The following is a 25329-nucleotide window of genomic DNA, read 5'->3' as shown; positions in this document are numbered from 1 at the left end:
AATCCCTTACGGAGTAAGCTTTTCCCTCTTCCCTCTTCCCTAGCCCCTAGCCCCTAGCCCCTAGTCCCTAGCTATAATTCCTCGATCGCAATAACTCTCGCGCTAACTCTTGAGCTTGCACCCGAATTTCGGGAACAGCAGTAGTCTCCCAAAGGCGTCCTTGTCGAGGTGGCCCCAGAGTATATAAAATTTGGGAAACTACACCATCAACATCCAGTAAAGCACCATTGGGGGAAACATCCAAACCGATCGCCAAAGCATCAGAACGAATGAAACCGTGCGATCGCAAATTTTGGATGAGCGGATGTCCAAATTTTCGATAATCGCACTCCGTACCAGTGCTGTTAATTACCCGCGCCACTCGCACTACCTCAAGGTCTGTAGTATGCCGCTTGCGAATCGCCACATCTACCGCCTCATCATCTTCATCGTAAGCTTGAATGCGACCTGCATGAACTACCATTTGCTCTGAGTGCAGCATATCCGCCACTATATCGGCAACTCCCGGCGAAACGCGGTGACGATGCACTTCCCAGTAAATGCGAACGTGGCGTAGAAAGCGTCGCTGTTCCTCTAGAGGCAGTTGTTGCCACAGTTGCTGAGTGAGAGGACGCAGCGAGTCTAGCACAGCACGCCAGTCATAACCGCGAGCGATCGCATTCTTGACTTCCTCACGCACCAAGCGAACTAAACTCCGAATAGTTTTCGGCGCTCCTTCAACGCTGAGAAAAGCTGGGTAAGGCGTGGTAAACTTGTGGGGATAAGGCAGCAGCCCGTGACGCGAAACTACATGAATCGCACCTGCGTGACCTTGCTCTTTCAAAGCTACAGCCAAATCCAGCATCGTCAACCCCGATCCGATCAGCAAAACGGCATCCTTCGGGTCGATGTCGGTAAGCGCATGAGGAGACCAAGGGTAGCTTACGTAGCGCAAACTGGTATAAAAAGATCTATCCTGAATGGCAGGATCGGTAGGCGGGAAATTTCCCAAAGCGAGAACAACCTTTTCTGCTCGTAGCGTTTGACCAGTGCTTAAGGACACAGTTGCACCATTGGCATCTGGTGAAATTGATACAGCTTCGTTTTTGATCCGCTCTAGTTGCACATTCTCTTTTGCAGCAGCTTCCGCCTCATCCAAGACAGCTTGAATGTATTCGCCGTAAATCTTGCGAGGCACAAAAGTGTCTGGCTTTACGATCGATAGCATCAGGTTACCCCGACTTTGTGCTTCTTTTTGTACCCAACGCAGAAAGTGTTCGGGATCGTCGGGAAAAGCGCTCATTTTAGCAGCAGGAACGTTAAGTAAATGGCAACCATACTTAGTTCCATAAGCTACTCCCCGTCCGAAAGTGGGTCTGCGTTCGATCAGTTTAATGTTGAGGGGAAAAGTGGCATTTCTGAGCAGATGAGCGGCAACAATCGACCCGCTGAAGCCACCTCCAATAATAGCAATTGCGATCGGCAAGTTATTTTTAGTCAAGGATTTCTATCAATTACTGTTCTAGGGTATATTGGAGTGCAACGCGATCGACCTGACCGGAATTAGGACAGTATACATTGATACTGCTAAGCGGGTGCGCGTAGACGTGCAGGGTAACGAGCTTTTCATCCGAGGTATTCGCCAGCTGGTGAATGCGATCGCGATCGACCGATGCTAACTCACCCCTGACCAGCTGTTCCTGGGACTCAACTCGCACCAGTTGTTCCGTCGATGACCTTTTATCGTAAACTTCAAACAGCCGTGCTGTCAGCGTACCGCTTCTAACGCGAGTCACGTTCAAAGCTCCCGCATGATCGTGAATTGTGGTAAACTGACCTGGATGCCAGCTCAGCACCAACATATCAAACCGAGATGTCCGACAAAGCAGCTTTCGCGCATAAGTCTTGTCGGAAAACGTAATATGTTGTCTGAGTAGGGTATCGTTCAAGTCTAGCTGTGCCACTAAATCTTGCAGCTGCTCCAAGTTGAGATCCTGCGGTGCTATACGCATCATCTCCAAAATGAAGTCGTCGAGAGTGAGCCGTTTAGTCAACAGATTTACGGACATACCACCACCGATGTTAGATATTGTTCATAGTATGCTTCTCAAAAAGCAAGCGAATTGAATTCGCTGCTACACAACCTAATTTCGGCGAGTGAAATTTGTCAACCGCAGATTCACTGACTTTATATAATGTATCTAAGCTTAATTGCACCATTCCACTACATAGACGGTGCGTTATATCCTGCCTCTTTCGGAGTTGCTATGCTTTTGTTCACTTAAGAACATTTTTCTTTCTTTTCTCCTCTCCCACTCTCCCACTCTCCCACTCTCCCCCTCTCCCCCTCTCCCCCTCTCCCCCTCTCCCCCTCTCCCTACTCTGCTCAAATACCCATCATCCACCAAAAGCTTAATTAGCTGGGGAAGGCAGAAAAGAATTAGCAAAAATAGCCACCTGAGTGCGATCGCGTAAATTCAACCGATGTAAAATACTCGTGACATGGTTTTTCACCGTCTTCTCAGAAATGTAAAGCGTTTGTGCAATCTCCCGGTTGCTTGCACCAGTCGCAATCAACTTTAAAATTTCCTGCTCTCTCGGCGTTAGTTCACTCCAACCAGGCGGAGGGCTGGGAGATTTCGTAGGCAGTTGTGCCATAATCTTCTTAGCCAAACCCGGCCCTAAATGAGTATAGCCCTTATATACCACTCGAATAGCCTGGGCGATCTCTTCCGGTGGCGTATCCTTAAGCAAATACCCAGCAGCTCCGTAACGCAACGCTTTGGCTACATACTCATCATCGTCATCAATAGTCAACACCAGTACCTTCGTCTGCGGAAAACGCTGGCAAATTTCCCTAGTCGCCGCCACCCCATCCATCACAGGCATCCGAATATCCATAAGTACGACATCCGGTTGCAACAGTTCCACTTGAGAAATAGCAGCTTTGCCGTTATCCGCCTCTCCCACTACCTCAATGGAATCCTCATACCTTAGCAATTCGCTTAACCCCCGACGGATCAGGCTCTGATCGTCAACTAACAAAATACGAATCATAATCGGAACCGGGAATTAAAAACTTATACACCATTGGCAATGAGAATGTCAAGGTTTCGCTCAAAACATTGACGATCGGCAAAACTAACTCTAGAAGCAGAAGAATCAGTACAAGATATGTACGAGCTGCCGTCAGAGAGCTAATCACAAGGTTTTAGACAACCAACAAACGAGGTTGTTGCGATCCGGCGAAGCCAAATCACGAATCCCAAGCCGCTCTAGGACTAAAGTCCCAGATCGATTCAGGACTTGCGCCTCATGTAGCCTCTCTATACTAATTCTAAGATGGAGCTATGAGAAACAAACTGATTCTATAACAGAAAACAAACTTATATGGGTACAATTCTAGTTGTAGAAGACAGCGCCACACAACGGCAGATGATGACAGAGTTCCTTGAAGGCAAAGACTTTCAAGTAACAATCGCCCGAAATGGCGTAGAAGCCTTAGAGCGGATACTTGATTCTTCGCCCGATGTGGTACTACTGGATGTTCTCTTACCTCAAATGAATGGTTACGAGGTCTGCCGTCGCATTAAGAAAACACCAAAGACGCAGGACATCCCAGTCATTATGTGTTCGGCAAAAACTACAGAAGCCGATCGCTATTGGGGGCTGAAGGTCGGTGCAGATGCTTACCTTGGTAAACCGTTTAAGCAAACAGAACTGATGGAGGCAATTGAACGGCTGATCGCTGACAATTAGGATGCTTTAGGTATAGCACGCATCCGCTGCTGTTTAATTCCTTTGAAGATTTTCGCAACCGCTGGAAGAACGACAATTGTTTGTGGTTGCGCGATTTTAGGTAGCTCAAGGTGTGGTAGGTGGTAGATAAATGGGTTGAAATTTTACCCAGCTACCCCCTACCATTTTTCTTTGTGTTGTCATTAGTCATTAAGTCATTAGTCATTAGTCATTAGTCATTGGTCATTAAGTAATTGGTCAGCGGTTGCGGGCATTTCCCATGCCCAATGCCCAATGCCGAAAGGCTGACAACAGCTACAATTCTTACAGGCACAAGGTTTTTTTGGTGGGCAATGCAATTGTTGGATGTTGATGCTAACTACACTCGCTTGCGTGACTTGCTGGCAGCTGGCAAGTTGAAAGAGGCTGATGATGAAACGCGATCGGTCATGCTCAAGGTTGCCGGACGGGAACACGAAGGCTGGCTAAATGAGGATGGGATGAGCAAATTATCCTGCGCTGACCTACGCACAGTCGATCGCCTTTGGGTCGAGTACTCAAAAGGGCGCTTCGGCTTTAGCGTGCAAAAGCGCATCTATTATGAAGAAATGGGAAAAGATTGGGAAAAAATGGGCGATATCGTCGGTTGGCGCGTCAAAGGAGAATGGTTGAGCATCTCATCGCTCAATTATAGTAGCGATGCCCCCACAGGCCACCTCCCCGGTTGCGGTGCGTGGGTGGCATCTTTAGTCTGGGGGCTATGGTCGCGGAGTGCAGACAATTTTTATACACGCTTGGATATTTGTAACCTCTGACAATCCAAAATCGATTTCTATCTGGTGAAAGTTGTTAGGACAAACGCATCCCATTAGAGCGTTTGTGGAAATGCGTAAGTCCCGACACTTAATTGAGAGCAGCGCTTTCAAACAGTTCCAAATCCTTGAACAGCGGCGTACTCAGATAGCGTTCGCCATAACTCGGTTGCACCATCACAATCAAACGACTTGCATTCTCTGCACGTTTACCAACCCGAATCGCCGCAGCTAAAGCCGCCCCAGACGAAATACCCGACAGCAACCCCTCTTCCCTAGCCAGTCGGCGACCGTAGTAAATCGCCTCCTCATCCGCAACGGTGATAACTTCGTCAATCAGCTCTACTCGCAAAACTTCCGGGATAAACCCAGCACCAATCCCTTGAATCTTATGAGATCCAGCGTGACCTCCAGAAATAACCGGACTGCTGAGAGGTTCCACCGCAACTACCTGAAAACTGGGTTTTCGCTTCTTGATTACCTCAGCTACCCCCGTAAGCGTACCACCAGTACCAACTCCAGATACCAAAATATCCACTTGTCCATCGGTATCAGTCCATATTTCTTCGGCTGTTGTCTCCCGGTGGATTTGAGGATTGGCTGGGTTGCTAAACTGTTGCGGCATAAAGGCATTGGCAGTTGTAGCTGTAATTTCTTCGGCACGCTTAATCGCCCCTCTCATGCCTTCCGACCCCGGCGTCAGTTCCAGTTTGGCACCGTAGGCTTTGAGCATATTCTGCCGTTCCAGGCTCATAGTTTCCGGCATAGTCAAAATCAAGTTGTAGCCTTTGGCAGCTGCCACCATCGCCAAAGCAATACCTGTGTTGCCAGAAGTGGGTTCGACTAAAACAGTTTTACCGGGCTCAATCAGTCCAGCTTCCTCAGCTGCTTGAATCATACTTACACCGATGCGGTCTTTCACCGAAGCCGCTGGGTTCATCCCTTCCAATTTCACAACAATTCTCGCCAAACATCCTTCCGACTGGGGAACCCGATTGAGTTGAACTAAAGGCGTATGGCCAACCAATTCGGTGATATCCTGAGCAATTCGCATTTTTCGACTCCTTAAAAGCTAAATGTACAGTTCTATGCAGATGCGATCGTCTAAAGGCCAACATCTTAACTATACTACGGTTCCCCGATGGGGTTTATGTATTTCATATCGCTTTTTAGATCTGGCTGTGGGATATTCCTATATGGGACTCTATTCTGATTAATATACGGATTTTCAAGTCATCTATACCTTAACTCATTACAAAAGTCAATATTTTGCACAGCTTGCTTTTGATGTAGTATAATGTTACAATAAACCCGATCGGCAAATTGTTGACTAAAATCGATTGACTAACATCAAGGAGTAAGAATTATGACAGAGATTGTCGCCATTAAGACTGCTATCACCCTTCATACACAACACAGCAACCTCACAGAGTTTTTGATTCAATCATCGTGATGCGCGATCTTAATTTACGCAATTCCTCTGTGAGCGTTTTGGCAACTATATGCACACATCGAGGAAACTTCAATGAATTTAGAGTTATTGGGCTGGAATAGTTTTTTTGCCAAAAACTTTGACAGCTATTCTCGACAAGGATATACTGTTGGTCGAGTCGTCCAAGAACAGAAAAACACTTATATTCTCTACACTGAATTTGGAGAAATCTCGGCAGAAGTAACCGGGAAAATGCGCCACCGGGCAGGGGGACGCACAGATTTTCCAGCAGTAGGAGATTGGGTAGTAATTAGGATCATCAACGATGAAGAAAGAGCCGCAATTCATGAGATATTGCCGAGAAAAAGCAAATTTTCTCGAAAAATAGCTGGTGCAAAAACAGATGAGCAAATAATTGCCACCAACATCGATAGGGTATTTTTGGTTTCAGGGTTAGATGGAGATTTCAATATCAGGAGAATCGAGCGCTATTTGATTTTGGTTTGGGAAAGTGGTGCTAATCCAGTCATCATTTTGAACAAGGCCGATTTATGCGATAATGTTGAGGAGATCGGACTTGAAGTAGAAGCAATAGCCTGTGGAGTCCCGATTATTGTCCTGAGTGCGATCGCAAATCAAGGCATCGAAGCCTTGATTCCTTATCTCGGTATTGGACAGACTGTAGCATTAGTGGGATCTTCTGGAGTTGGAAAATCCACAATCGTTAATCAATTAGCTGAAGAAAACATTCAAGCAGTTCAATCAGTACGCCAAACAGATAGTCGAGGTAGGCACACTACAACACATCGAGAATTAATTATCTTGCCTTCTGGCGGTTTGTTAATTGATACTCCGGGAATGCGAGAAATTCAAATTTGGAATGGAAATGATGGTTTTCAGGAAACATTTACCGACATCAATACCCTAGCAAACCAATGTCGCTTCCGTAACTGCCAACACGAAAAAGAACCGGGTTGTGCAGTGCAAAAAGCTCTCTTAGATGGCACCCTTGATGAGCGACGCTTCCAAAACTATCAAAAACTCCAAAATGAGCTTAAATACATGGCGCGAAAACAAGACCAAAAAGCGTATTTAAGTGAGAAGGAAAAATGGAAAAAGATTCATAAAGCCATGAGAAACAATCCCAAAGGTTAGCTAAAGGTAGGGGCGAAGCACTTGCGCCGAAATTTTGGGTATTAGCAATAACATAATTCGCAAGTGCTTCGCCCTTCCAATTACTTCTCCTCGTAGGGTACGTTGCAACCCACCCTACACCGCTTAGAAGCTTTAACCGTTCAACCTGACTTGATACGTTTGTCCAAACGCCGTCACGCGATCGCCTGACACCAATTTCCGTCCGCGCCGGGTTTCAGTCATACCGTTAACTTTGACCCTACCATCTTCAATCAGCAGTTTAGCTTGTCCACCCGTCGGCGCTATACCTACGAACTTTAAAAACTGGTCGAGCTTAATCGTTTCATTTGTCATCATAAATCCTGGATTTACTCCTTTCCGAATATGGAAGACTATCGACTTATTTTCACCATTTCACTTTAATTATGACAAACTTTAATTATTTCCGCACAACGATAAGCTATCTAAACAAAAAACTCAAAGCCAGCTTAGGTGCTGTGTTTATGGTCATAATTTCGTTTATCTTAATAAACGTATCCGTATCCAATCCGCTATTTATGTCCTCTTCACCCCAGCTGCTAACCGATCCATTTTTGCAACTTCCCACCGAAACAGGAGTGCGGGTTGTTTGGTTTACCGAATTTGCTGGTTCCCGCCATACCGTTAACTACGGTGAGGACTTAAATCATACTGCTGTCGCAACTACCATTAAGCTAAGTCGGACTCGCGAAGATCGGAACTCAAAAGTAGGTAAACAAACCGAAGATGGCGAAATTTATCAAAAAACCACAACACGCGATATCTGGCGACACGAAGCGGAAGTCACCGGATTAACTCCAGGTAAACGAGTTCCTTATCAGGTTACCAGCGTGCGGTCAGATGGTCAAACAGTCAGCAGCGATGTTTTCACCCTTGCTAGTTCGCCACCAGCAGGAACGCCTCTGAAAATTTTACTCACATCTGACCACCAACTGATGCCGATGACGCCTGCAAATTTGCAAAAGGTAGCCGAGACGGTGCAACGGGTGGATGCGGTTTTCGCCGTTGGTGACTTGGTAAATGTTCCCGATCGCGCTTCTGAGTGGTTTGACGATCGTCGTGGAGTTGCCTTTTTCCCTTGTCTACAGGGTCGTGCAAGCCACGAAATTAACAAAAACGACATCAAAACCGTTTACACAGGCGGGCAGCTTATTCAACACGCCCCACTTTTTCCAGCCCTTGGCAACCATGAAGTGATGGGTCGCTTCTCAATGGAAACCGATCTCAAGTCTCAGTTTAGCGATCCATTTCCCCTGGTAGCAGCCGAACAAATTTACGCCCAAAATGCTCAGGAATTGAATCCAAATAATGACCCAAAAGTGCGACAAACTTGGCTGAAAAATAATTCTTTTAATACCGATACATACGAAGAAATTTTTACGCTACCCTCCAGTTCGACCGGGGGTAAAAAATATTATGCACTTACCTTTGGGGATGTGCGGTTGGTGGTAGCATACGTCACCAGTATTTGGCGATCGCCTAGTCTGGCGGCGAATGTTAAAGGAAAATATCGCGAATCTGAAGGAGATTTCCACAACCCAACGGAGTGGGGATACGGACAGCACATCTTTGAGCCCATTAAAAAAGGCAGCACTCAGTATAATTGGCTAGAACAAGAACTCAATAGCCCGGAATTTAAAAAAGCTAAGTACAAAGTCGTAATGTTCCATCACCCACCTCATACACTGGGTGAAAACATTGTTCCTGCTTATACCGACCCAGTGCAAGTAATCGATCGCAATATTAAATCCATCCGCTATGAGTACCCAAAACAAGAAGATTACATCATCCGCGATGTCATACCCCTCCTAGAAGCTGCTAACGTCCAACTGGTTTTTTACGGACATTCCCATTTGTGGAATCGATTTATTAGCGACAGCGGAATGCACTTTTTAGAAAGCTCGAATGTGGGTAATTCTTACGGTGCTTTTATCGGCGATAAACAGCGCAATAATATTCCCATCGGCTATAAGGAAGATTATGTTGCAACTGGCGATCCGAATGGACTCGAACCAGTAGTGCCAACAATCGATCCATTGATAGATGAAAACGGTCAGCCAATGCCTTATATTGCCAGCAACGATCTCACTGTTTTCAGTATTTTCGATACGGGAACTGGTACGGTTAGCAGTTACCGCTTTGATATTGCCAAAGGGGGAGGAGTTATCAAGTTTGATGAATTTAAATTGAAACAGTCAACTTAATCCTTCTTTATAACATGAACCAGAACAGCAGCAACGTGAATAGGTGGAAAGGAATTTTGCGCGTCATCCTCTCGATATTTATGGTGACAATAGGCGTGCTGCATTTTGTAAGGCCCGATCCCTTTGTAAAAATCGTGCCGCCGCAACTTCCCTATCCCTTGGAGTTGGTTTACATTAGCGGCTTCTTTGAGATTCTGGGTGGAGTTGGGTTACTAATTCCGTTCGTAAGTCGTGCTGCTGCATGGGGATTGATTGCGCTTTTTATCGCAGTTTTTCCGGCAAATATCAACCAGGCGGTCAATAATATTGCGATTGAAGGTATTCCGCACAATCAATTACTATACTGGGGGAGACTTCCCTTTCAAGCAGTTTTAATTGCCTGGGCTTGGTGGTTTACCAGACCGCCAGAACAGCAACGAGAAACATCTAGTTTCGTTGCTAAAAGCGAAAATTTTAATACTTGAGCGGAACAACAGTGGTATTGTCAAATTAGCTAGCCAACTATCTCAGCAATTTCGATGAAATCACTCCATCGCCCCGATCTATATACTTGGTCATCTTTTGATACCGATCGCAACGTAGATTTCAATAGCGTTGCGTGGATTCGTCCTGAAGGTAATATCCTGATAGATCCCTTACCTTTATCAAATCACGATCGCGATCGCCTCACTTCTTTGGGCGGTGCTGCCTGGATTGTTATTACCAACTCCGATCATATACGCGCAACAAAAGATATCGCTCAACTCACTGGTGCTAAGATAGCAGCTCCTACTGCGGAAAAAGAAACTTTCCCTATTCCCTGTCAGCGTTGGTTATCTGACGGTGAGGAATTGGTGCCGGGATTGAAAGTTATTGAACTGCATGGCTCGAAAACTCCGGGTGAGTTAGCTTTGATTTTAGAAGAAACTACTTTAATTACTGGCGATTTGGTAAGGGCGCATCGGGCAGGAAGTTTGATGATTTTGCCGGATGCGAAACTAAAAAATCGGGCAGAGGCTGTAGCGTCCCTGCATAGGTTGGCTTCTCTGGGCGGCATTGAAACTGTGCTGGTAGGAGATGGGTGGTCAGTTTTTCGGGATGGAACTCAGCAGTTGAAAGAACTTGCAGCTGCACTTTAATTGTTAGGTTAAGTAGGTGGGCATTTCCCAGGTATGTTGTTGCGCTTTAGCGCTCTTTACTCCCTTCGCGCCATAAGAATATCTATGTTGAGAAGGGCGAAGTATTCCGCGCTAAAACTGATGTGTGAGGTGACGGATTATCGGCGGAATGAATAGCGCAAAAGCGCTGCGAGAGGGAATGCCCCTACATAATGTTGTAGCGCGAAGGGAGTAAGATGGCGCTAAAGCGCAACTACGTACCGAGTAAGATGGCGCTAAAGCGCAACTACGTACCGATTAAGAGGGCGCTAAAGCGCAACAACGTACCGATTAAGATGGCGCTAAAGCGCAACTACGTACCAAATATTTAACTATGGCTAATCGACCGGGCTCATGTAGTTCAGTCTATCGGAACTTCCAAAATGAGGATTTTGGCTTTTTCTTTCGATTTAATGTTTATTTCTTGAACATTTTTGATGGCGATCGCATCTCGTTTAGATAGATTCTCTCCGGCAACTTCTATATTTCCATCTATCAAAAAAAGGTAAATTCCGTTTGCTGCTAGTTTAACTTGATAATTAGCAGAAGTTCCCGCCTCTAACAATCCATAAGATATATAAGCATCCTGGTTAATCTTCAAAGATCTATTAGAACCATCAGGCGATACCATTGTGGTAATATGGTTAGTAGTAATATCTGGCTTAGAAAATACTTTATTTTGATAGGTAGGCGTAAGATTATTTTGTTTCGGTAAAATGTTAATTTGCAATATTTCGCAGGTTTGTTCTGCTAAATCATTAAATTCAGCGTGCATTATCCCACAACCAGCACTCATGACTTGCAAGCCTCCAGCAGGAATTTTTCCATAGTTGCCTTTGCTATCCTGATGTGACAGTACGCCGCTGAGTACTACACTAATTACTTCCATATCTTCGTGAGGGTGCATTCCCGATCCTTGTCCGCCGGAAGGAATGATACAGTCGTAAATGCTGATTAGTTTTCCGAAAGGATCTTTTAGGGGAGCTTCACTTTCGGAGTCGAAGGAAGAATAATATTGAATCCATCCAATATCAAAGTGCGGTCTTTCATTTGCTTTGTGAAGGATATTTTTCATTTCGATTGCTTCCGATCGAATGTGACATAGCTTATTTACAATCCAAAAGCAGGGCGGTGCTGAATCCAGGGTTTTGCTGCTTCAATCTGAGCTGCTAGAGAAATGATAGTGGCTTCAGCAGCAGGTCGCCCTACAAGCTGAATGCCTAGCGGTAAGCCATTGGCATCAAAACCTGTAGGGATGGCTATGCTAGGCTGTCCGCTGGCATTAAACGGCGGACAGGGTGCCACCCAATGCACAAGCTTTGGCAAAGTTTCTTCTGGAGTGAGATCGGCCCATTCCCCAACGCGGATTGTGGGGTGCATATAGACTGGCAGGACTAAGACATCCACGTTATCAAAGAAAGCAACGATCTGGCGTGCGATCGCTTGCATCTGAGCAACGGCCCGCAAGTATTCTCCCGCATCGCAGATTCGATCGGCTAGCCAAGCATTCATCGGGCCTAGAGCTTCTTTAGGAATGCCAGCTGCTGCTACACCTGCTTGCCAAACGATCTTAAAAGGCTCAACCAAACCGTTAAAGTCGGGACAACCGGGTTCAACCGCGTGACCCATTTCTTCTAGAAGTTTCACCGTTTCTAGCACAGGTTGCTGGCACACAGGCGATGCTTCACCCACAGGCGCAATTTCTGTAGAAAAAGCAATTCGCAAACGATCGGGCCTTAAACTGGCAGCAGCAAGGAATGAGGGGTCTGGATCGGGCAACCAGTAAGGGTCGCCAGTGATATAACCAGACATAACATCAAGCAGCGCTGCCGCATCGGCGACGGTACGAGCTAAAGGGCCATTACTAGCAATACCATTTTGACGATCGCCTAGAGGTGCATAAGATACCCGACCTCTGGAAGGCTTAATCCCCACCAAACCGCAGCAGAAAGCTGGGCCGCGAATTGAACCACCGCCATCAGAACCTTGCGCGATCGCACACAGTCCAGCAGCTAGGGACGCCGCCGCACCGCCACTCGAACCCCCCGGAGTATAATCCAAATTCCAAGGATTTCGAGCCGGTGGAAACCCTGGTGGTTCTGTGTAAGGGAAAGAACCTAACTCAGAAGTCGCAGTTTTCCCCAAAATAATAAACCCACCCCGGCGTATTCGCGTCACTACCCCATCATCATAGGTAGCCACCTGGTTCCTCAAAACTGGTGAACCATAACTACAGGGGACATCGACAACTGGGTTGAGGTCTTTAATTGAAATCGGCACACCAAAAAAAGGCGGCAAATCGGAAGTATCGCTTCTACTGAGTTGTTCGGTTTTGGCTTTAGCATCCGCCAAAGCTAAATCTGCTATTACGGTAAAATAACTGCCTAGTTGGGTATCCAATTGCTGAATACGTTCTAGGTAAAGTTGCACTAACTCCAACGGCGACACTTCTTTGTTGCGGATCAGCCGCGATTGTTCTAGTGCGGGGGTAAATGCTAAATCAATTTTGTTCATATTGTCAAATTGTTTGTTGTCATCGGTGGTTAAATTTTTACCGCAGATGAAGGCAGATGAACGCAGATAAACGCAGATAAGAATAAGAACAGGTTTTTTTAGGTGGCCGATGTGTAAGGATATGAGTGATATCGTCAAATTGTTTGTTGTCATCGTTGGTTAAATTTTTACCACAGATGAAGACAGATGAACACAGATGAACACAGATAAGAATAAGAACAGGTTTTTTTAGGTGGCCGATGTGTAAGGATATGAGTGATATCGTCAAATTGTTTGTTGTCATCGTTGGTTAAATTTTTACCACAGATGAAGACAGATGAACACAGATGAACACAGATAAGAATAAGAACAGGATTTTTTTAGGTGACCGATGTGTAAGGATATGATATGACAACTAACAAAAGAAAAGGGAAGATTTTAGATTTCAAATTTATGTTGATTGACAATATGAAATTTGAAATCTGAAATCTGAAATTGGGTCTAATAAAACTAGACCAAAGAGCGATCGGTCAAAATCTCATAACCGTCTTCAGTTACCAGTACGGTATGCTCAAACTGGGCAGACAGGGCATTATCCACTGTCACCGCCGTCCATTTGTCCGCCAGAATGCGCGTGAATTTAGAACCTGCATTCAAAATTGGTTCGATCGCTAAAGTCATCCCAGCACGCAGCTTGACATTTGGCATCTCGCGGGTGCGGAAGTTAAACACAGAAGGTTCTTCATGCAGGTTGCGACCAACACCGTGTCCGGTAAAATCTTCTACCACGGTGAAGTCGTTTGCTACAACACAATCTTGAATTGCACCAGCAAGATCCATCAGATAGTTTCCTGCTTTAACTTGCTCAATACCCTTGTAAAGCGCTTCTTCTGCAACACGAATTAACTTAGCGGCTTCTGGCGTTACTTCACCTACTGCGATCGTAATGCAAGAGTCGCCGTGAAAGCCTTCATAGTAAGCACCAGTATCTATTTTTACTACATCTCCAGTCCGAATCACTTTTTTGGCACTGGGAATCCCATGTACCACTTCGTTATTGATGCTCGAACAGATAGAAGCAGGAAATCCGTGGTAGCCTTTGAAACTTGGTTTTGCGCCCATTTCTCGGATGCGCTTTTCCGCGTAGGCGTCCACATCTGCCGTTGTCATCCCAGGTGCCATCGTCTGGGAAATTTCTTTAAGTACTGTTGCCACAATTTTCGCCGCCTGTCGCATGATTTCGATTTCACGGGGCGACTTAATCTCAATGCCTTTACGTCTTTTATTGCTGGAGGAAGGTTGAACGGAGTGGGAAAGCAAATTGCCTAGAATATTCATGGAATCAACAAGTGGCTAAAGGTGGGATGGCAACAGTAATGATTAATTGCAAATTCAGCTAAATCAATCAATTATATCATGTCCTTACGCATCCGTTTTCTAAAAAAATCCCGTTTTTATCTGTGTTCATCTGTGTTCATCTGTCTACCCTACGGGAAGGCGAAGCGCCTACATCTGTGGTAAAAATTTAACCACAGATGACAACAAACAATTTGACGATATCACTCTTACACGGGCGGTGCTACCGGACATAATATTATATCAAGACTCGAAAAGATTGATAGAAAAATTGTCCGATCAGAACTTGAGGGCGCATATTTTGTTGCCCGAAGGCAGTTCATCCAAATTTAACTGATATTTGCGCTACTCAGCAGAAATGGCAATTTGGCCGGTCATCCCCGCTTCGGTATGTCCCGCGATTGGACAGCGGAGACTGTAAGTGCCCGATTTGAGCGGTACAAATACCCACTCTGCCTGGGCTCCGGGTTTAATTTCTATCTCGTGGATGGCTCCTTTTACTTCCATTTTGCCATCTTGGACTTTTTGCGTCCAAATTGCATCTGCAAAGTCTTTGGCGGTGAAATAGTGCTTCTGGGGACTGGGATTGTTGACGATCAGTTTATAAGGCTTATCGGCAACAAACTTGAGGTTGTTTGGAAAAAACTTTAATTCGTTACCGGCATTGCCCAAATCGATCTTAACTTCTGTAACTGGGTTGCCGATCAGAGAAGCTTCGGCTGGGGATGCAAAGATAAAGCCAAAGCAAACTATGAGCGCCAAAAGCATCCACCAATGCCGCCATAGTTTATAGATAGAGCCAATTAACCGAACCATAATTTATCAGTGATGATGATGAAGATGCCGATCGGGATCTGGCTGGATATAGTCTGCCCCAGGCAAGCTCATGGGATGCAGTTGGCCTAAAAGAAACAGCGCTCTGAGAAGGTGGAGGCAACTAGCCTAACCGATCGACTCCCATCCAGAGGCTCAGACAGCCCCATATTACCATTGCCATTGCTGCATAGCGCTCCAGCTTGGGAATTTTGAGGCATGAAATCGCCATATTTAAAACTGGACGCTGATGTGTAAGACTCTTCGGTTATTCAATCCTAAGTCAACTCAGAATTTTTACCACTGGCAACTGACAACTGACCACTGACAACTGACCACTGACAACTGACCACTGACAACTGACAACTGACCACTGACAACTGACAACTGACAACTGACCACTGACAACTGACAACTGACCCTAGTCCCTAGCTATACTTATCGCGACGCCGCTGAAGACACAGATGGCCCAGCCGTCACGACAACTAAGTTATCGGGTTGCAGCAAATCTTTGGCTATCTGGTTAACTTGTTCCAGACTGACTGCTTGGATTTTACGAGTAAAATCGCGAATTTCTGCAAGAGAAAGTCCGTAAACTTCGTTCATCAGAATTACCGATGTTAACGAGTCGGGGTCTGCTAGTTGAACAGTGTAACTGCTAATGAGGGAACGCTTGGCAGTATCTACTTCGGCACTGGTAACGCCTTGAGCGTGAACTTGTTGCAATAGGCCCAGGGTACTGGCGATCGCTTTATTGGTATCTTCCGGGGCTGTCTGCATATTAATCAGAAACAAACCGGGCTCCTTTCCGGCTTGGAAAGCGCTGTAAATCCCGTAGGTAAGACCAAGGCGATCGCGAATTTCCGTTCCCAGCCGACTCGATAGCGTATCGCCACCCAAAATCTCATTTAGCACCAATGTGGCATAGTAACGCGGATCTTGGCGATCGATCCCACGATATCCCATAAAGGTGATCGCTTGTGTTTTGCCCGGTATTACCGGATTCAAGCGGACAATTTTTGACGGCATGGGTACGCTGGGAAAATCGAGACGTGGTGCTTTGCCGCTGGCTTTCCAACTGCCTAATTGGGTTTCGATGAGCGATCGCACCTTTTGCGCTTCAAAGTCCCCCACCACAGTCAGCACGGTAGTATCGGGGCGGTAATGCTCTTGGTAAAAACGCATCACATCGGCATCGCTAATGCGCTTCAGGCTGTCGTTGGTGGGATAGACGTGGAAGGGATGTTTGCTTGGGTAAATAGTTTGTTGCAATGTTCGATATGCCAAGTAACTTGGGTTATCGAACCGCTCTTTAAGTTGTGTTAAAGATCGCTGACGGCTTAGTTCCAGCTGATCTTCTGGAAAGTTGGCATTCTGCAAAACATCAGCCAAGGTTTGAACTAATGTGGGCAGGTCTTTCGATAAACTATATCCATCAAAACTTACACCCTCTCTGGACGCGCCAAAGTCCAGACTCGCGCCTCGTTCTTCCAATGTTTTGGCTAGCGTTAAAGCATCTTTAGTTTTAGTGCCATTCAGAAGATTTTCTGCTGTCAGAGAAGCTATGCCTGCCGATGCTACCGAGTCAAATTCCGTCCCTGCTTGGATGTAACCGCTCAGAGTTATCGTTGGGGTACTGCGATCGGGTAAAAGCAACACTTGCAAACCATTACTCAGTTTGAATGACTCTGGCAATGATTGAGTTGTGGATGTAGCAGATGAAGTAAAGGAAGGTAGATACTTAGCGACTTCCGCTGGGTCTACTGGTGGCCCCAAGTTGAAGTTTTCCGTAGTTTGACTGTTATTAGTTGTGGTCGCACCGCCTTGATCTGTCAGCTGGGTTGGCTCAAAATAGCCGACAGTGCGATTCGATTCTTTGAGATATTCTTTTGCCACTCGCTGTACGTCAGCGGCGCTAATTCCCTCAACCGCTTTCAACAGTTTGTCTGTATAGCTGTAGTCACCCGTACTTATATAGTCGTCACCCAGTTGCATAGCTTGGGCTGTTATTTCTCGGTTACCCAAGATAACCCCAGCGCGGAATTGGGCTTTAGCCCGATTCAGTTCTGCTTCTGTAACGCCTTTATTTTGTAAATCTGCGATCGTTTCCTTAAGAACGCGATCGATTTCCGTCACTTTCTGGTCTCGAACTGCTGTAGCGGACAGTTGATACCAACCCCCGTCAATTAAATTAGCTGCGTAGCCTCCTGCATCGCTAGCTAGACCCGATTCCACCAAAGCTTGATAAATCCGAGAACTGCGCCCCCCAGTCAAAATGTAATCCATTACCTTCAACGCTGCCACATCGGGGTGATTGTTCGGCGGTAACGGATACACCACCTGCAACAAAGGTGCGCTACCTGCCTCGCGCAACACAATGGGAGTGGGGGAGTGGGGGAGTGGGGGAGTGGGGGAATCTGAAGGTACATTTTCTCTCGCTCTCTCGCTCTCTCGCTCTCCCGCTCGGTTAGGAAGTTTGCCAAAGATTTCTCTCACCGCCTTGAGGGTGGGTTCGGTTTGGAAATCTCCCACAACGATCAAGGTGGCGTTATTAGGGCTGTAGTAGTTGTTGTAGTAACGCTGCACCTCCGTGACTGTAAACTTCTCCACATCTGCTTTGGTGCCGCCCACAGGCAGACCGTAGGGCAGATTAGGGAAGACGGCTCGCATGACTGCTCGGTCTAGCCTATTTTGGGGAGAATTTTCGTAGCCTTGCAATTCGGAAATCACCACCCGCTTTTCGCTGGCGAGTTGCTCTGCTTCGATGCGGGCGTTTTGCATCCTGTCTGCTTCTAAAACCAGCATTGCGGGGAGTTTTTCCCGCTCCACTGTACCAAAGTAGGCTGTTTCGTCGTAGCTGGTAAAAGCGTTCGAGTTGCTACCCAGGGCGCTGAAAAGCCGACCGAATTGAATCGGGCGATTTGTAGTGCCTTTGAACATCATGTGTTCTAGCTGGTGTGCAATCCCATTTACTCCGGGTTCTTCGTTGCGCGACCCGACTTTATACCACGCCTGAACGGTGACTACGGGCGCGGTATGCACTTCTTTTGTTAAAACGGTGAGTCCATTTTCCAGGACGGTTTTGCGAACGTTTTGGGTGAGGGAGATGGATGTTTCATCCGCCACCGCAGATGATTGGGAAAGTGCGTGAGCCTCCCCAATCTTGGGAATGGTCGCTGCTGCTGGCTGCATCTTAGCATTCCCGCCAGCAAACAGCACCACATAGCTCAAGCAGAGGCTAAACAGCAATGCGGGAATGCGGTATCGACGCCAACAAGTTGTTAAAAATGACATAAATTTTCTAGAGCCCAAGGCGTGAATTGAATTTTGCTGAGACGAGCGCCCTGAATATAACTCTAGTCTGCCACTAAAAACTTACCGTGCGACTTTTTTAGTTTGAGCTAAAATAGTCGCACTTTCCCCTACTTTGACTCAGCAGATTGACCTGACTCGCTCTTGTCCTCCTTTGACTTGGTTTTCCCCGAATCTTCTACTTGCTTAAGATGAATATTATTCACCTCAACAATAAAGTTTTCTATTGCCTGTTTTGCCTTTTTTTGACGTTCTGTTTCGTCGTCCACATCATAGCAACGATACGGTTGAGTCACTCCTAATATGAATTTTTCCTGTTCTGCTTCTAATGATTCCACGCTTTTATTAGCAGCAATCCAATTTTCCTGAAAAGGGAATGAGGTAACTACACTAGCGACTATAGATGCGATCGCAGGGAATATTACCGGCAGCCACTTGAACCACGAAATCCCTATATCCAACTTGTCTACTAAAACCAATATTGGTGTGATTCCCGAAAAAACAACGGTTGCCAGTTGCAAACTATAGTAAAAATTTCTGGAATTACTTCGAGTGGCTTTATAATCCTCTATCAACTCTTTGCAATACTGTAGAGCCTTTTCTCTTGCCGGATTTATCTGGTTGCTTTCTGATAAATTATTATTACCCGATAGATAGCTATAGAGTTCGGCTTTCTTGGCAATATCTAACTGATTTTCCCCAAACCTAACGTTACTAGAGAGTTGTCTATTCGTTAGAAAAACAAACAGCCAAAGCGAAACAAGAGCAGCTAACCAGATAACTTCAACTGGATTTCCTGGCAAAAAAAAGTTAATGATGCCAGCACAAACAAAAGCAGCCAGAAAGAAATACTCGACGCTTTTCAGGATTAACGACATATTTGGACTCGATGTAGAGGATAATTGTTCTACCGGACTAGAAATCTCATCTTGGTTGGCCCGATCGGAATTAGTCATTTCAGAAGTACTATCTGCTCCTAGCTAATTCGGTTATCCCGTAAAAGTATAGCATCTTAGGTTATCTTATAGTAAGAGATTTATTTGCTCTCTTCATTTGAGATTTCCGACGACGCGGAGGAATTCCAGAGGTAAGCCGTCGGTGTCAGCGATGAAAGCGACTTCGTAAATGCTAGAGCCGATCATCTGCTGAGTCGGTTCTAATAACACCTTCAGCGGTTGGAATTGGTCTTGGTTTTCTCGCGACGCCTCAGTAAAGCGTTCTTGCAGGGATGTTAACCAAGTGGGTAAATCATCAGTCGAGTTAGAGAGATCGAAAGATAAATGATAATATCCGACATAATGTTCATCCCCAAAAGCATCGGGTGCAGGTTTCGGTTCGGGGATTTGGATCAATTCGATGCGTCCACCCAAACCTTCCATCCAGCAAGCGAGGGTGTACCCGGTAGTAAAGCGATCGCATACAGTAAATCCTAGCAGTTCGTAGAATGCGATCGCGCGATGGATATTCGCAGTACGGATTGAAGCGTGGTGCATAATTTGTCCTTAGTCATAAGTCATGAGTCATGAGTCATCGGTCATTAGTCAAAAGTTTATTGTTCATTTGTTTATTACTTGTTGCTATAAACCATAACTATGAACGATCGCGACCACTGACGAATGACCACTGACGAATGACCATTGACGAATGACCACTGACGAATGACCACTGACTAATGACCATTGACTAATGACGATTATTCAAACAATCGGAAATAAGGATATCGCACAGGTACACCCGGTTCTTTTTCCAAGTCAAAATTAATTACCTCCCAGCACGGTTCATCTTCCGCGTCAGGACTAAAATCAACCGGCAAACCGTAGAGTCGAGGACGACCGGACTCCGACTGACCCCGCCAAGGCGTACTGCGTTCCAAGTAACCGCTGATCAAATCTTGATAGCGTCGAGCCACAATCACCCTTGTAGCGCGGTAACCTTGAGTATAAAGTCGGTCTAGCGCCTCGTGAATTTCAAAGCGAATCCCATCTGGATGGGTGTGCTGCCGATACCATTCATTATTCCACAGCCGCCATTGCCGACCAGACTGGAGATGGATGAGTTCACCCGTTTTTGGATTGGACTCAAAGGCACCATGACGCGGACATAAATAAGTATCCGTCAGCGTCAGCGCCGGAATCGTTTGGCGACAGTGGGGACACTGAATCTCCGGGCCAAATATTGGGTATTGCAAGCCTGGATTCATCATGAAGTGCGTATCGGCATATTATCTTTGCAACATTGCCAGCAAGTTTATTTTGACATTCCCGATCGCCTAATTAGGAATGGGATTCTTGGGATCAGACTACCTTAACTGGCGGAAAAGTCAAGGTCTTAAGCTCTGATATCTAGCCATTGCAGGCTACTCCTCAAGCGTTTACCAGCCCCATAGCTGGAAGTTTCCCGGTGCCCCTGGGTACATCTAGTGAAAGCTTAACATCTTTGCCACCTAAAGAAACGCGATCGCAAGGGAGCCGATACTATACTGATAACGTAAACAATCTGAGTAAACTGTTGTCTTCTCTCTATTGGCCGAGCGTCGATGTATCTCAAGCCGCCTTTATCGCCCCAAATGCCATTGTCATGGGTTGGGTGAAGATAGCAGCCGGAGTCAGCATCTGGTACGGCGCTGTCGTGCGCGGAGATGTAGAGCGAATTGAAATCGGAGAATGCACTAATATCCAAGATGGGGCGATTTTGCACGGCGATCCCGGCAAGCCTACCATTTTGTCAGAATTTGTGACGATCGGACATCGAGCTGTCGTTCATTCAGCTTATATTGAACGAGGTAGCCTCATCGGCATTGGTGCGGTGGTGCTAGACGGCGTGCGAGTCGGAAAAGGTGCAATTATTGGCGCTGGTTCCGTAGTAACGAAGGATGTGCCGCCAAAGTCCCTGGTTGTCGGTGTTCCTGCCAAAAAGTTGCGCGATATCTCTGACGCTGAAGCTGCTGAACTAATCGAACACGCCCAGCGTTATGAGAAGCTGGCTCTAGTTCATGCTGGCAAAGGAAGCAATCTGGGTTTTGCTGGCCCGGATCGATCGACCTAACAACTCCCAAGGTACTGGAAATTTAGCCAACTTCATCGCAAAATATAAGCAAGATGAGAATCCTTTATAAATCTTTAACCGGGAGGAATTAGACATGGATTGGCGTTTGATAGTCGTTTTGCTGCCACTGCTCCTAGCAGGTGGTTGGGCCTTTTACAACGTCGGCAAGATTGCCATAGCACAAGCTCAAGCATTTTTGAACAAGCAAGCTTAATCCAGGCTCCGCATTTCAGCTACAAAACCGACTGTCTTCTGTTTTTGGGGACAGTCGGTTTTATTATTTGGTAATTGGTAATTGGTTAGTTTATACGGAATCCGCTTCTAAAACCCCTTTTTTATCTTAGGTCTTTATTACTGCCCCTGCTCCCGAAAGCTCCCCCTGCTTTGCGGAAAAGCGGGTTATGAAAACGGATAGCGTATTTTCCTTCCAATCTCTCATTCTCCCTTCTGGGCGTAACGATAAAAGCCGGAGACCAACCAAAATGAATACGACAAATGAAGTAGATAAAGAGCTTTACTTATGAAATAAACGGGTCTTATTACTGCTTTAGAGCGAGATATAAGCTCGAATAACTCATAAATTTTTCATTCGTCAGAAGGATGTTTTCTGTCTGCGTATTTTCCTATATTGGGAAGTGTGGCAAACCACATATTTTATACCTCACGCAAAATTTAGTTTGTTTGCGTGGGATTAAGCTTTAATGAGGAAAATATCATGTTTCCAAATGCGGGAATTGTACTGGATAGCTTTTCCTTCTGGATAGCCCAAATTCCAGAAAACGAAAATATCACGCTTATGTTTTCGGGGCCTCACTTTTTTGTAGCATTGATCGCTGGCGTGCTAATGGCATTCGCCTTCCAATTTTTGTTAACAAACTTAGCCCTTGCCGCCAAGATTTCAGACCGGGATGACGTAATAGAACTGGACGCTGATGAGGAAGAAAGCTGGGGCAAGAAATTTCGCAATATTGAGGCAAAGGTAGGCGCTTGGGCGTTATTAAGTGTCAATATTGCCCTATTCATCGCTTGTTTTCTAGCAGTGAAATTGAGCCTAATAAACAGCGTAACTGTAGGGGCAATAATTGGCGTAACGATCTGGTCAGCGTACTTCTTACTACTAATTTGGACGAGTTCTAATGCTGTAGGTTCGTTGATTGGTTCGGCAGTCAAGACGGCAACTTCAGGCGCTCAAGGAGTTATGGGTATAGCAACCGCAGCTGTTGGCGGAAATATTGCCAACAAGCAGATTGTTAATACCGTAGAAGCATCTGTAGCAGCAGTTCGCCGCGAATTATCCTCTGCTATAGACCCCAGCAGTATCCGGGAAACAGTAGAGGATTATTTGAGCGATTTACAACTGCCAAAGCTAGATTTTAAATCGATTCGCGGTGATTTGGAAAAGTTACTCAGCGATGTCGATGTAAAATCGCTGGGTGACAGCGATGTTCTCAAGAATATCAATCGCCAAACTTTTGTTGATTTAGTTAGCAGTCGCACTGATTTCTCCAAAAAAGATATCGATCGTGTGGCAGAGCAGCTAGAATCTGTTTGGCAGCAAGTATTGGGTCGGCAACAGCCGAAAGATCCGCAAGCTGAATTAGTTAATTATCTCAAGTCTGCTGCCCCAGAAGAACTCAAGTCTGGCGATATTACCGCTAAGTTTGCTCAAGCGATCGGCAACGGACACGATAAGGAACAGTCTGGCAACGGCATGATGAATCGAGCCCTACAAGCTGGCATTGGTGCAGCGATGACGGCAGTTTTGGAGAGGGTAGACCTCTCCGACGCTGATGTGCAAAAAATTTCCTCTCAGTTGCAAAAACTGACAGGACAAGCGACGGAACAAGCGCAAAAACTTGGCAGCAAGGTAAAAGAAAATCTGCCTTCGCTACAGTTTAATCCGATTCTGGGAGATGTAGAAAACTACATCCTCAATTCCCAACCTTGGCACCTGAACAGAGAAACTATCAAGCAGGAATTCCAAGAAGTCATCCACGATCTTGAAGCTGCACCGGGGTTAGTTCGTCGCCAATTGGAACAACTGAATCGGGATAATTTCGTGCAATTCCTGAATCAGCGCGGCGATTTCGATGCGGATAGGGTAAATGAAATTGCCGACCAGTTAGAAGAGATTCGGACAGAAGTTTTGAATACCGTTCAAACTGGCGAGTCTGAAGAACAAGCGCAAGACATCCGCAGTCGCATTGAAAATTATCTGCGATCGACTGGCAAAGAGGAATTGAATCCAGAAGGGATCGAACGTGATTTTGCAGCACTTTTGTCAGATTCAGATGCTGGATTTGAGGCGTTGCAATCTCGTCTCGGCAAGTTCGATCGCGATACGTTGGTGCAATTACTCGGACAACGAGAAGATTTTAGTCCCGAAGAAGCGGATCGACTGATCGGTAAGTTGGAGGAAACGCGCGATCGCGTCTTGTCACAAGCGCAAGAATTGCAAGAACAAGCGAAATCCAAAGCACAAGAATTTCGGCAAAAAGTTGAATCTTATCTGCGGGATACCAATAAGGAAGAATTGAATCCTGAAGGGATCGAGCGAGATTTCCAAACTCTCCTAGACGATCCGCAAGCGGGATTATCAGCATTACGAGAAAGATTTTCTCAATTCGATCGCGATACTCTGGTACAATTGCTGACGGCACGGGGCGATCTCAGCGAGGAACAGATTAATCAGTTCGTCGATCAAATTCAATCTGTAAGCGATCGCATCTTGCAAGCACCGCAACAAGTTGCAGATAAAGCTAAGGAACAGTACGACCAAGTTACGACCCAAATCGCTGATTATCTGCGGAACACTAACTTGCAAGAACTCGACCCTGAAGGCATTAAGCAAGATTTAGCCAAACTATTCGAGAATCCCAAAGAAGGTGCTTTGGCGTTACGAGAAAGACTTTCCCAGGTCGATCGCGAAACCTTGGTGAAATTGCTGAGTCAGCGGGAAGACTTGAGCGAAGAACGGGTTAATCAGATAATAGACCAGGTGCAAGAAAGCATTAGTAGCTTTGTGAAAGCACCCCGCCAGCTAGCATCTCGCGCCAAAGATAAGGTGCAAGATTTGCAAGGAAATCTGGAAAGTTATCTCCGAAATACCAACAAGGAAGAACTCAGTCCTGAAGGTATCAAGCGAGATCTGCAATTGTTGTTCCGCGATCCGAAAGCGGGGATAGGGACTATAGGCGATCGCTTCAAGGAGTTCGATCGTTCTACCCTTGTGGCCCTGCTATCTCAGCGTGAGGATACCTCCGAGGAAGAAGCGAATCAGATTGCCGATCGCATCGTATCTGTGCGCGACCAATTCGTCGCACAAATTGAGAACGTTCAAGGTAAAATACAATCGGCACTTGATGGTATTTTTACCCGAATTCGCGGTTACCTGAACTCGCTCGAACGTCCCGAACTCAACTATGAAGGCATCAAGCGAGATTTCCGCAAAGTGTTTGACGATCCGCAAGCGGGATTTGATGCAGTAAAAGAGCGTTTGAGTCACTTCGATCGCGATACCTTGGTCGCCATCATCAGTTCTCGCGAAGATATTTCTGAGGTTGATGCTAACCGCATTATCGATCAGATTGAGTCTGCACGCGATAGTGTACAGAAACGAGGCGAACGCCTGCAAGAGCAAGCTAAGAAACGCTTTGAAGATATCAAGGAGAAAGCCAAGAAGCAAGGGGAAGAAACCCGGAAAGCCGCAGCAACCGCTGCTTGGTGGCTATTTGGTACGGCTGTTACCTCTGTTGCAATTTCTGCGTTGGCGGGAGCAATGGCGGTAGGTGGTTTAAACTTTTTTGGATAAAGGTTTAACTGACATTTAATTAAAA

General features: G+C 46.0%; 24 protein-coding genes. 10 read left to right on the top strand and 14 right to left on the bottom strand.

Going from position 1 to position 25329, the window contains the following annotated elements; all coding sequences use genetic code 11:
* Positions 1-67 precede the first annotated feature (67 nt).
* The 3 genes from LAY57_RS25760 to LAY57_RS25750 form a co-directional block, all read right to left on the bottom strand.
* Positions 68-1480 (bottom strand): FAD/NAD(P)-binding protein, encoded by a 1413-nt coding sequence (locus LAY57_RS25760; RefSeq protein WP_249069968.1) that lies wholly within the window; start codon positions 1478-1480, stop codon positions 68-70.
* 13 nt (positions 1481-1493) lie between these two features.
* Positions 1494-2048 carry a cysteine dioxygenase gene (locus tag LAY57_RS25755; protein ID WP_249069967.1) on the bottom strand — a complete coding sequence of 185 codons (555 nt, stop codon included), beginning with the start codon at positions 2046-2048 and terminating at the stop codon, positions 1494-1496.
* A 343-nt stretch (positions 2049-2391) separates the two neighbouring features.
* Positions 2392-3036, bottom strand: a complete 645-nt coding sequence (locus LAY57_RS25750; RefSeq protein WP_249069966.1) for a response regulator — start codon at positions 3034-3036, stop codon at positions 2392-2394.
* Between the two features lie 333 nt (positions 3037-3369).
* On the opposite strand from LAY57_RS25750, the gene LAY57_RS25745 reads away from it, so the two are divergent.
* Both LAY57_RS25745 and LAY57_RS25740 read left to right on the top strand, forming a co-directional pair.
* Positions 3370-3738, top strand: coding sequence for a response regulator transcription factor (locus LAY57_RS25745; RefSeq protein ID WP_249069964.1), 369 nt, complete (start codon positions 3370-3372; stop codon positions 3736-3738).
* A gap of 266 nt (positions 3739-4004) precedes the next feature.
* Positions 4005-4532, top strand: coding sequence for a GUN4 domain-containing protein (locus tag LAY57_RS25740; protein ID WP_249069963.1), 528 nt, complete (start codon positions 4005-4007; stop codon positions 4530-4532).
* An 88-nt stretch (positions 4533-4620) separates the two neighbouring features.
* Here LAY57_RS25740 and cysK read toward each other — a convergent pair whose 3' ends face one another.
* Entirely contained in the window at positions 4621-5583 is a 963-nt protein-coding gene (cysK, locus tag LAY57_RS25735; protein ID WP_249069961.1) for a cysteine synthase A, read from the bottom strand.
* Positions 5584-6054: 471 nt separating this feature from the next.
* Here cysK and rsgA point away from each other — a divergent pair, with 471 nt between their 5' ends.
* Positions 6055-7116: a ribosome small subunit-dependent GTPase A gene (gene rsgA / locus LAY57_RS25730; RefSeq protein ID WP_249069960.1), complete on the top strand. Its 1062-nt coding sequence runs from the start codon at positions 6055-6057 to the stop codon at positions 7114-7116.
* Between the two features lie 132 nt (positions 7117-7248).
* Here the strand turns inward: rsgA and LAY57_RS25725 are convergent, their stop codons facing one another.
* The gene (locus LAY57_RS25725) at positions 7249-7452 is read right to left on the bottom strand and encodes an RNA-binding S4 domain-containing protein (protein ID WP_420839130.1); all 204 of its coding nucleotides are present in this window, start codon (positions 7450-7452) and stop codon (positions 7249-7251) included.
* A 146-nt stretch (positions 7453-7598) separates the two neighbouring features.
* Between LAY57_RS25725 and LAY57_RS25720 the strand changes: the two genes are divergently transcribed.
* From LAY57_RS25720 to LAY57_RS35945, 4 genes are all read left to right on the top strand, one after another.
* Positions 7599-9338 (top strand): purple acid phosphatase family protein, encoded by a 1740-nt coding sequence (locus LAY57_RS25720; RefSeq protein ID WP_420839131.1) that lies wholly within the window; start codon positions 7599-7601, stop codon positions 9336-9338.
* Between the two features lie 35 nt (positions 9339-9373).
* On the top strand, positions 9374-9802 hold the full coding sequence (locus LAY57_RS25715) for a DoxX family protein (RefSeq protein WP_249069959.1): 429 nt from the start codon (positions 9374-9376) through the stop codon (positions 9800-9802).
* Positions 9803-9856: 54 nt separating this feature from the next.
* Positions 9857-10456 (top strand): MBL fold metallo-hydrolase, encoded by a 600-nt coding sequence (locus tag LAY57_RS25710; protein WP_249069957.1) that lies wholly within the window; start codon positions 9857-9859, stop codon positions 10454-10456.
* 215 nt (positions 10457-10671) lie between these two features.
* Positions 10672-10806 (top strand): hypothetical protein, encoded by a 135-nt coding sequence (locus LAY57_RS35945; protein WP_275994339.1) that lies wholly within the window; start codon positions 10672-10674, stop codon positions 10804-10806.
* Positions 10807-10835: 29 nt separating this feature from the next.
* Here the strand turns inward: LAY57_RS35945 and LAY57_RS25705 are convergent, their stop codons facing one another.
* From LAY57_RS25705 to LAY57_RS25670, 9 genes are all read right to left on the bottom strand, one after another.
* Positions 10836-11549 (bottom strand): pirin family protein, encoded by a 714-nt coding sequence (locus tag LAY57_RS25705; RefSeq protein WP_249069956.1) that lies wholly within the window; start codon positions 11547-11549, stop codon positions 10836-10838.
* Between the two features lie 35 nt (positions 11550-11584).
* Positions 11585-12988, bottom strand: coding sequence for an amidase (locus LAY57_RS25700; RefSeq protein ID WP_249069975.1), 1404 nt, complete (start codon positions 12986-12988; stop codon positions 11585-11587).
* Between the two features lie 489 nt (positions 12989-13477).
* The gene (gene map / locus LAY57_RS25695; RefSeq protein ID WP_249069955.1) at positions 13478-14305 is read right to left on the bottom strand and encodes a type I methionyl aminopeptidase; all 828 of its coding nucleotides are present in this window, start codon (positions 14303-14305) and stop codon (positions 13478-13480) included.
* 363 nt (positions 14306-14668) lie between these two features.
* Positions 14669-15139 (bottom strand): sulfocyanin-like copper-binding protein, encoded by a 471-nt coding sequence (locus LAY57_RS25690; RefSeq protein ID WP_249069953.1) that lies wholly within the window; start codon positions 15137-15139, stop codon positions 14669-14671.
* A 280-nt stretch (positions 15140-15419) separates the two neighbouring features.
* Positions 15420-15551 (bottom strand): hypothetical protein, encoded by a 132-nt coding sequence (locus tag LAY57_RS35940; RefSeq protein ID WP_275994338.1) that lies wholly within the window; start codon positions 15549-15551, stop codon positions 15420-15422.
* A 23-nt stretch (positions 15552-15574) separates the two neighbouring features.
* Positions 15575-18430 carry a M16 family metallopeptidase gene (locus tag LAY57_RS25685; protein WP_249069951.1) on the bottom strand — a complete coding sequence of 952 codons (2856 nt, stop codon included), beginning with the start codon at positions 18428-18430 and terminating at the stop codon, positions 15575-15577.
* Positions 18431-18558: 128 nt separating this feature from the next.
* Positions 18559-19404 (bottom strand): DUF4231 domain-containing protein, encoded by an 846-nt coding sequence (locus LAY57_RS25680; protein WP_249069949.1) that lies wholly within the window; start codon positions 19402-19404, stop codon positions 18559-18561.
* 93 nt (positions 19405-19497) lie between these two features.
* Positions 19498-19941 carry a VOC family protein gene (locus tag LAY57_RS25675; RefSeq protein ID WP_249069948.1) on the bottom strand — a complete coding sequence of 148 codons (444 nt, stop codon included), beginning with the start codon at positions 19939-19941 and terminating at the stop codon, positions 19498-19500.
* A gap of 200 nt (positions 19942-20141) precedes the next feature.
* The gene (locus tag LAY57_RS25670; RefSeq protein WP_249069947.1) at positions 20142-20651 is read right to left on the bottom strand and encodes a TIGR02652 family protein; all 510 of its coding nucleotides are present in this window, start codon (positions 20649-20651) and stop codon (positions 20142-20144) included.
* 302 nt (positions 20652-20953) lie between these two features.
* Between LAY57_RS25670 and LAY57_RS25665 the strand changes: the two genes are divergently transcribed.
* From LAY57_RS25665 to LAY57_RS25655, 3 genes are all read left to right on the top strand, one after another.
* Complete coding sequence (locus LAY57_RS25665; RefSeq protein ID WP_338022493.1) at positions 20954-21493, top strand: gamma carbonic anhydrase family protein; 540 nt, start codon at positions 20954-20956, stop codon at positions 21491-21493.
* A 94-nt stretch (positions 21494-21587) separates the two neighbouring features.
* On the top strand, positions 21588-21707 hold the full coding sequence (locus LAY57_RS25660) for a photosystem II protein Y (RefSeq protein WP_249069946.1): 120 nt from the start codon (positions 21588-21590) through the stop codon (positions 21705-21707).
* Between the two features lie 501 nt (positions 21708-22208).
* Positions 22209-25304, top strand: coding sequence for an MFS transporter (locus LAY57_RS25655; protein ID WP_249069945.1), 3096 nt, complete (start codon positions 22209-22211; stop codon positions 25302-25304).
* The last annotated feature ends 25 nt before the right edge of the window (positions 25305-25329 follow it).

The sequence above is a fragment of the Argonema antarcticum A004/B2 genome (genome assembly GCF_023333585.1).
Classification (GTDB): Bacteria; Cyanobacteriota; Cyanobacteriia; order Cyanobacteriales; family Aerosakkonemataceae; genus Argonema; species Argonema antarcticum.
The sequence above is the reverse complement of the archived record's forward strand: the minus strand, read 5'-3'. Positions and strand labels throughout refer to the sequence as shown.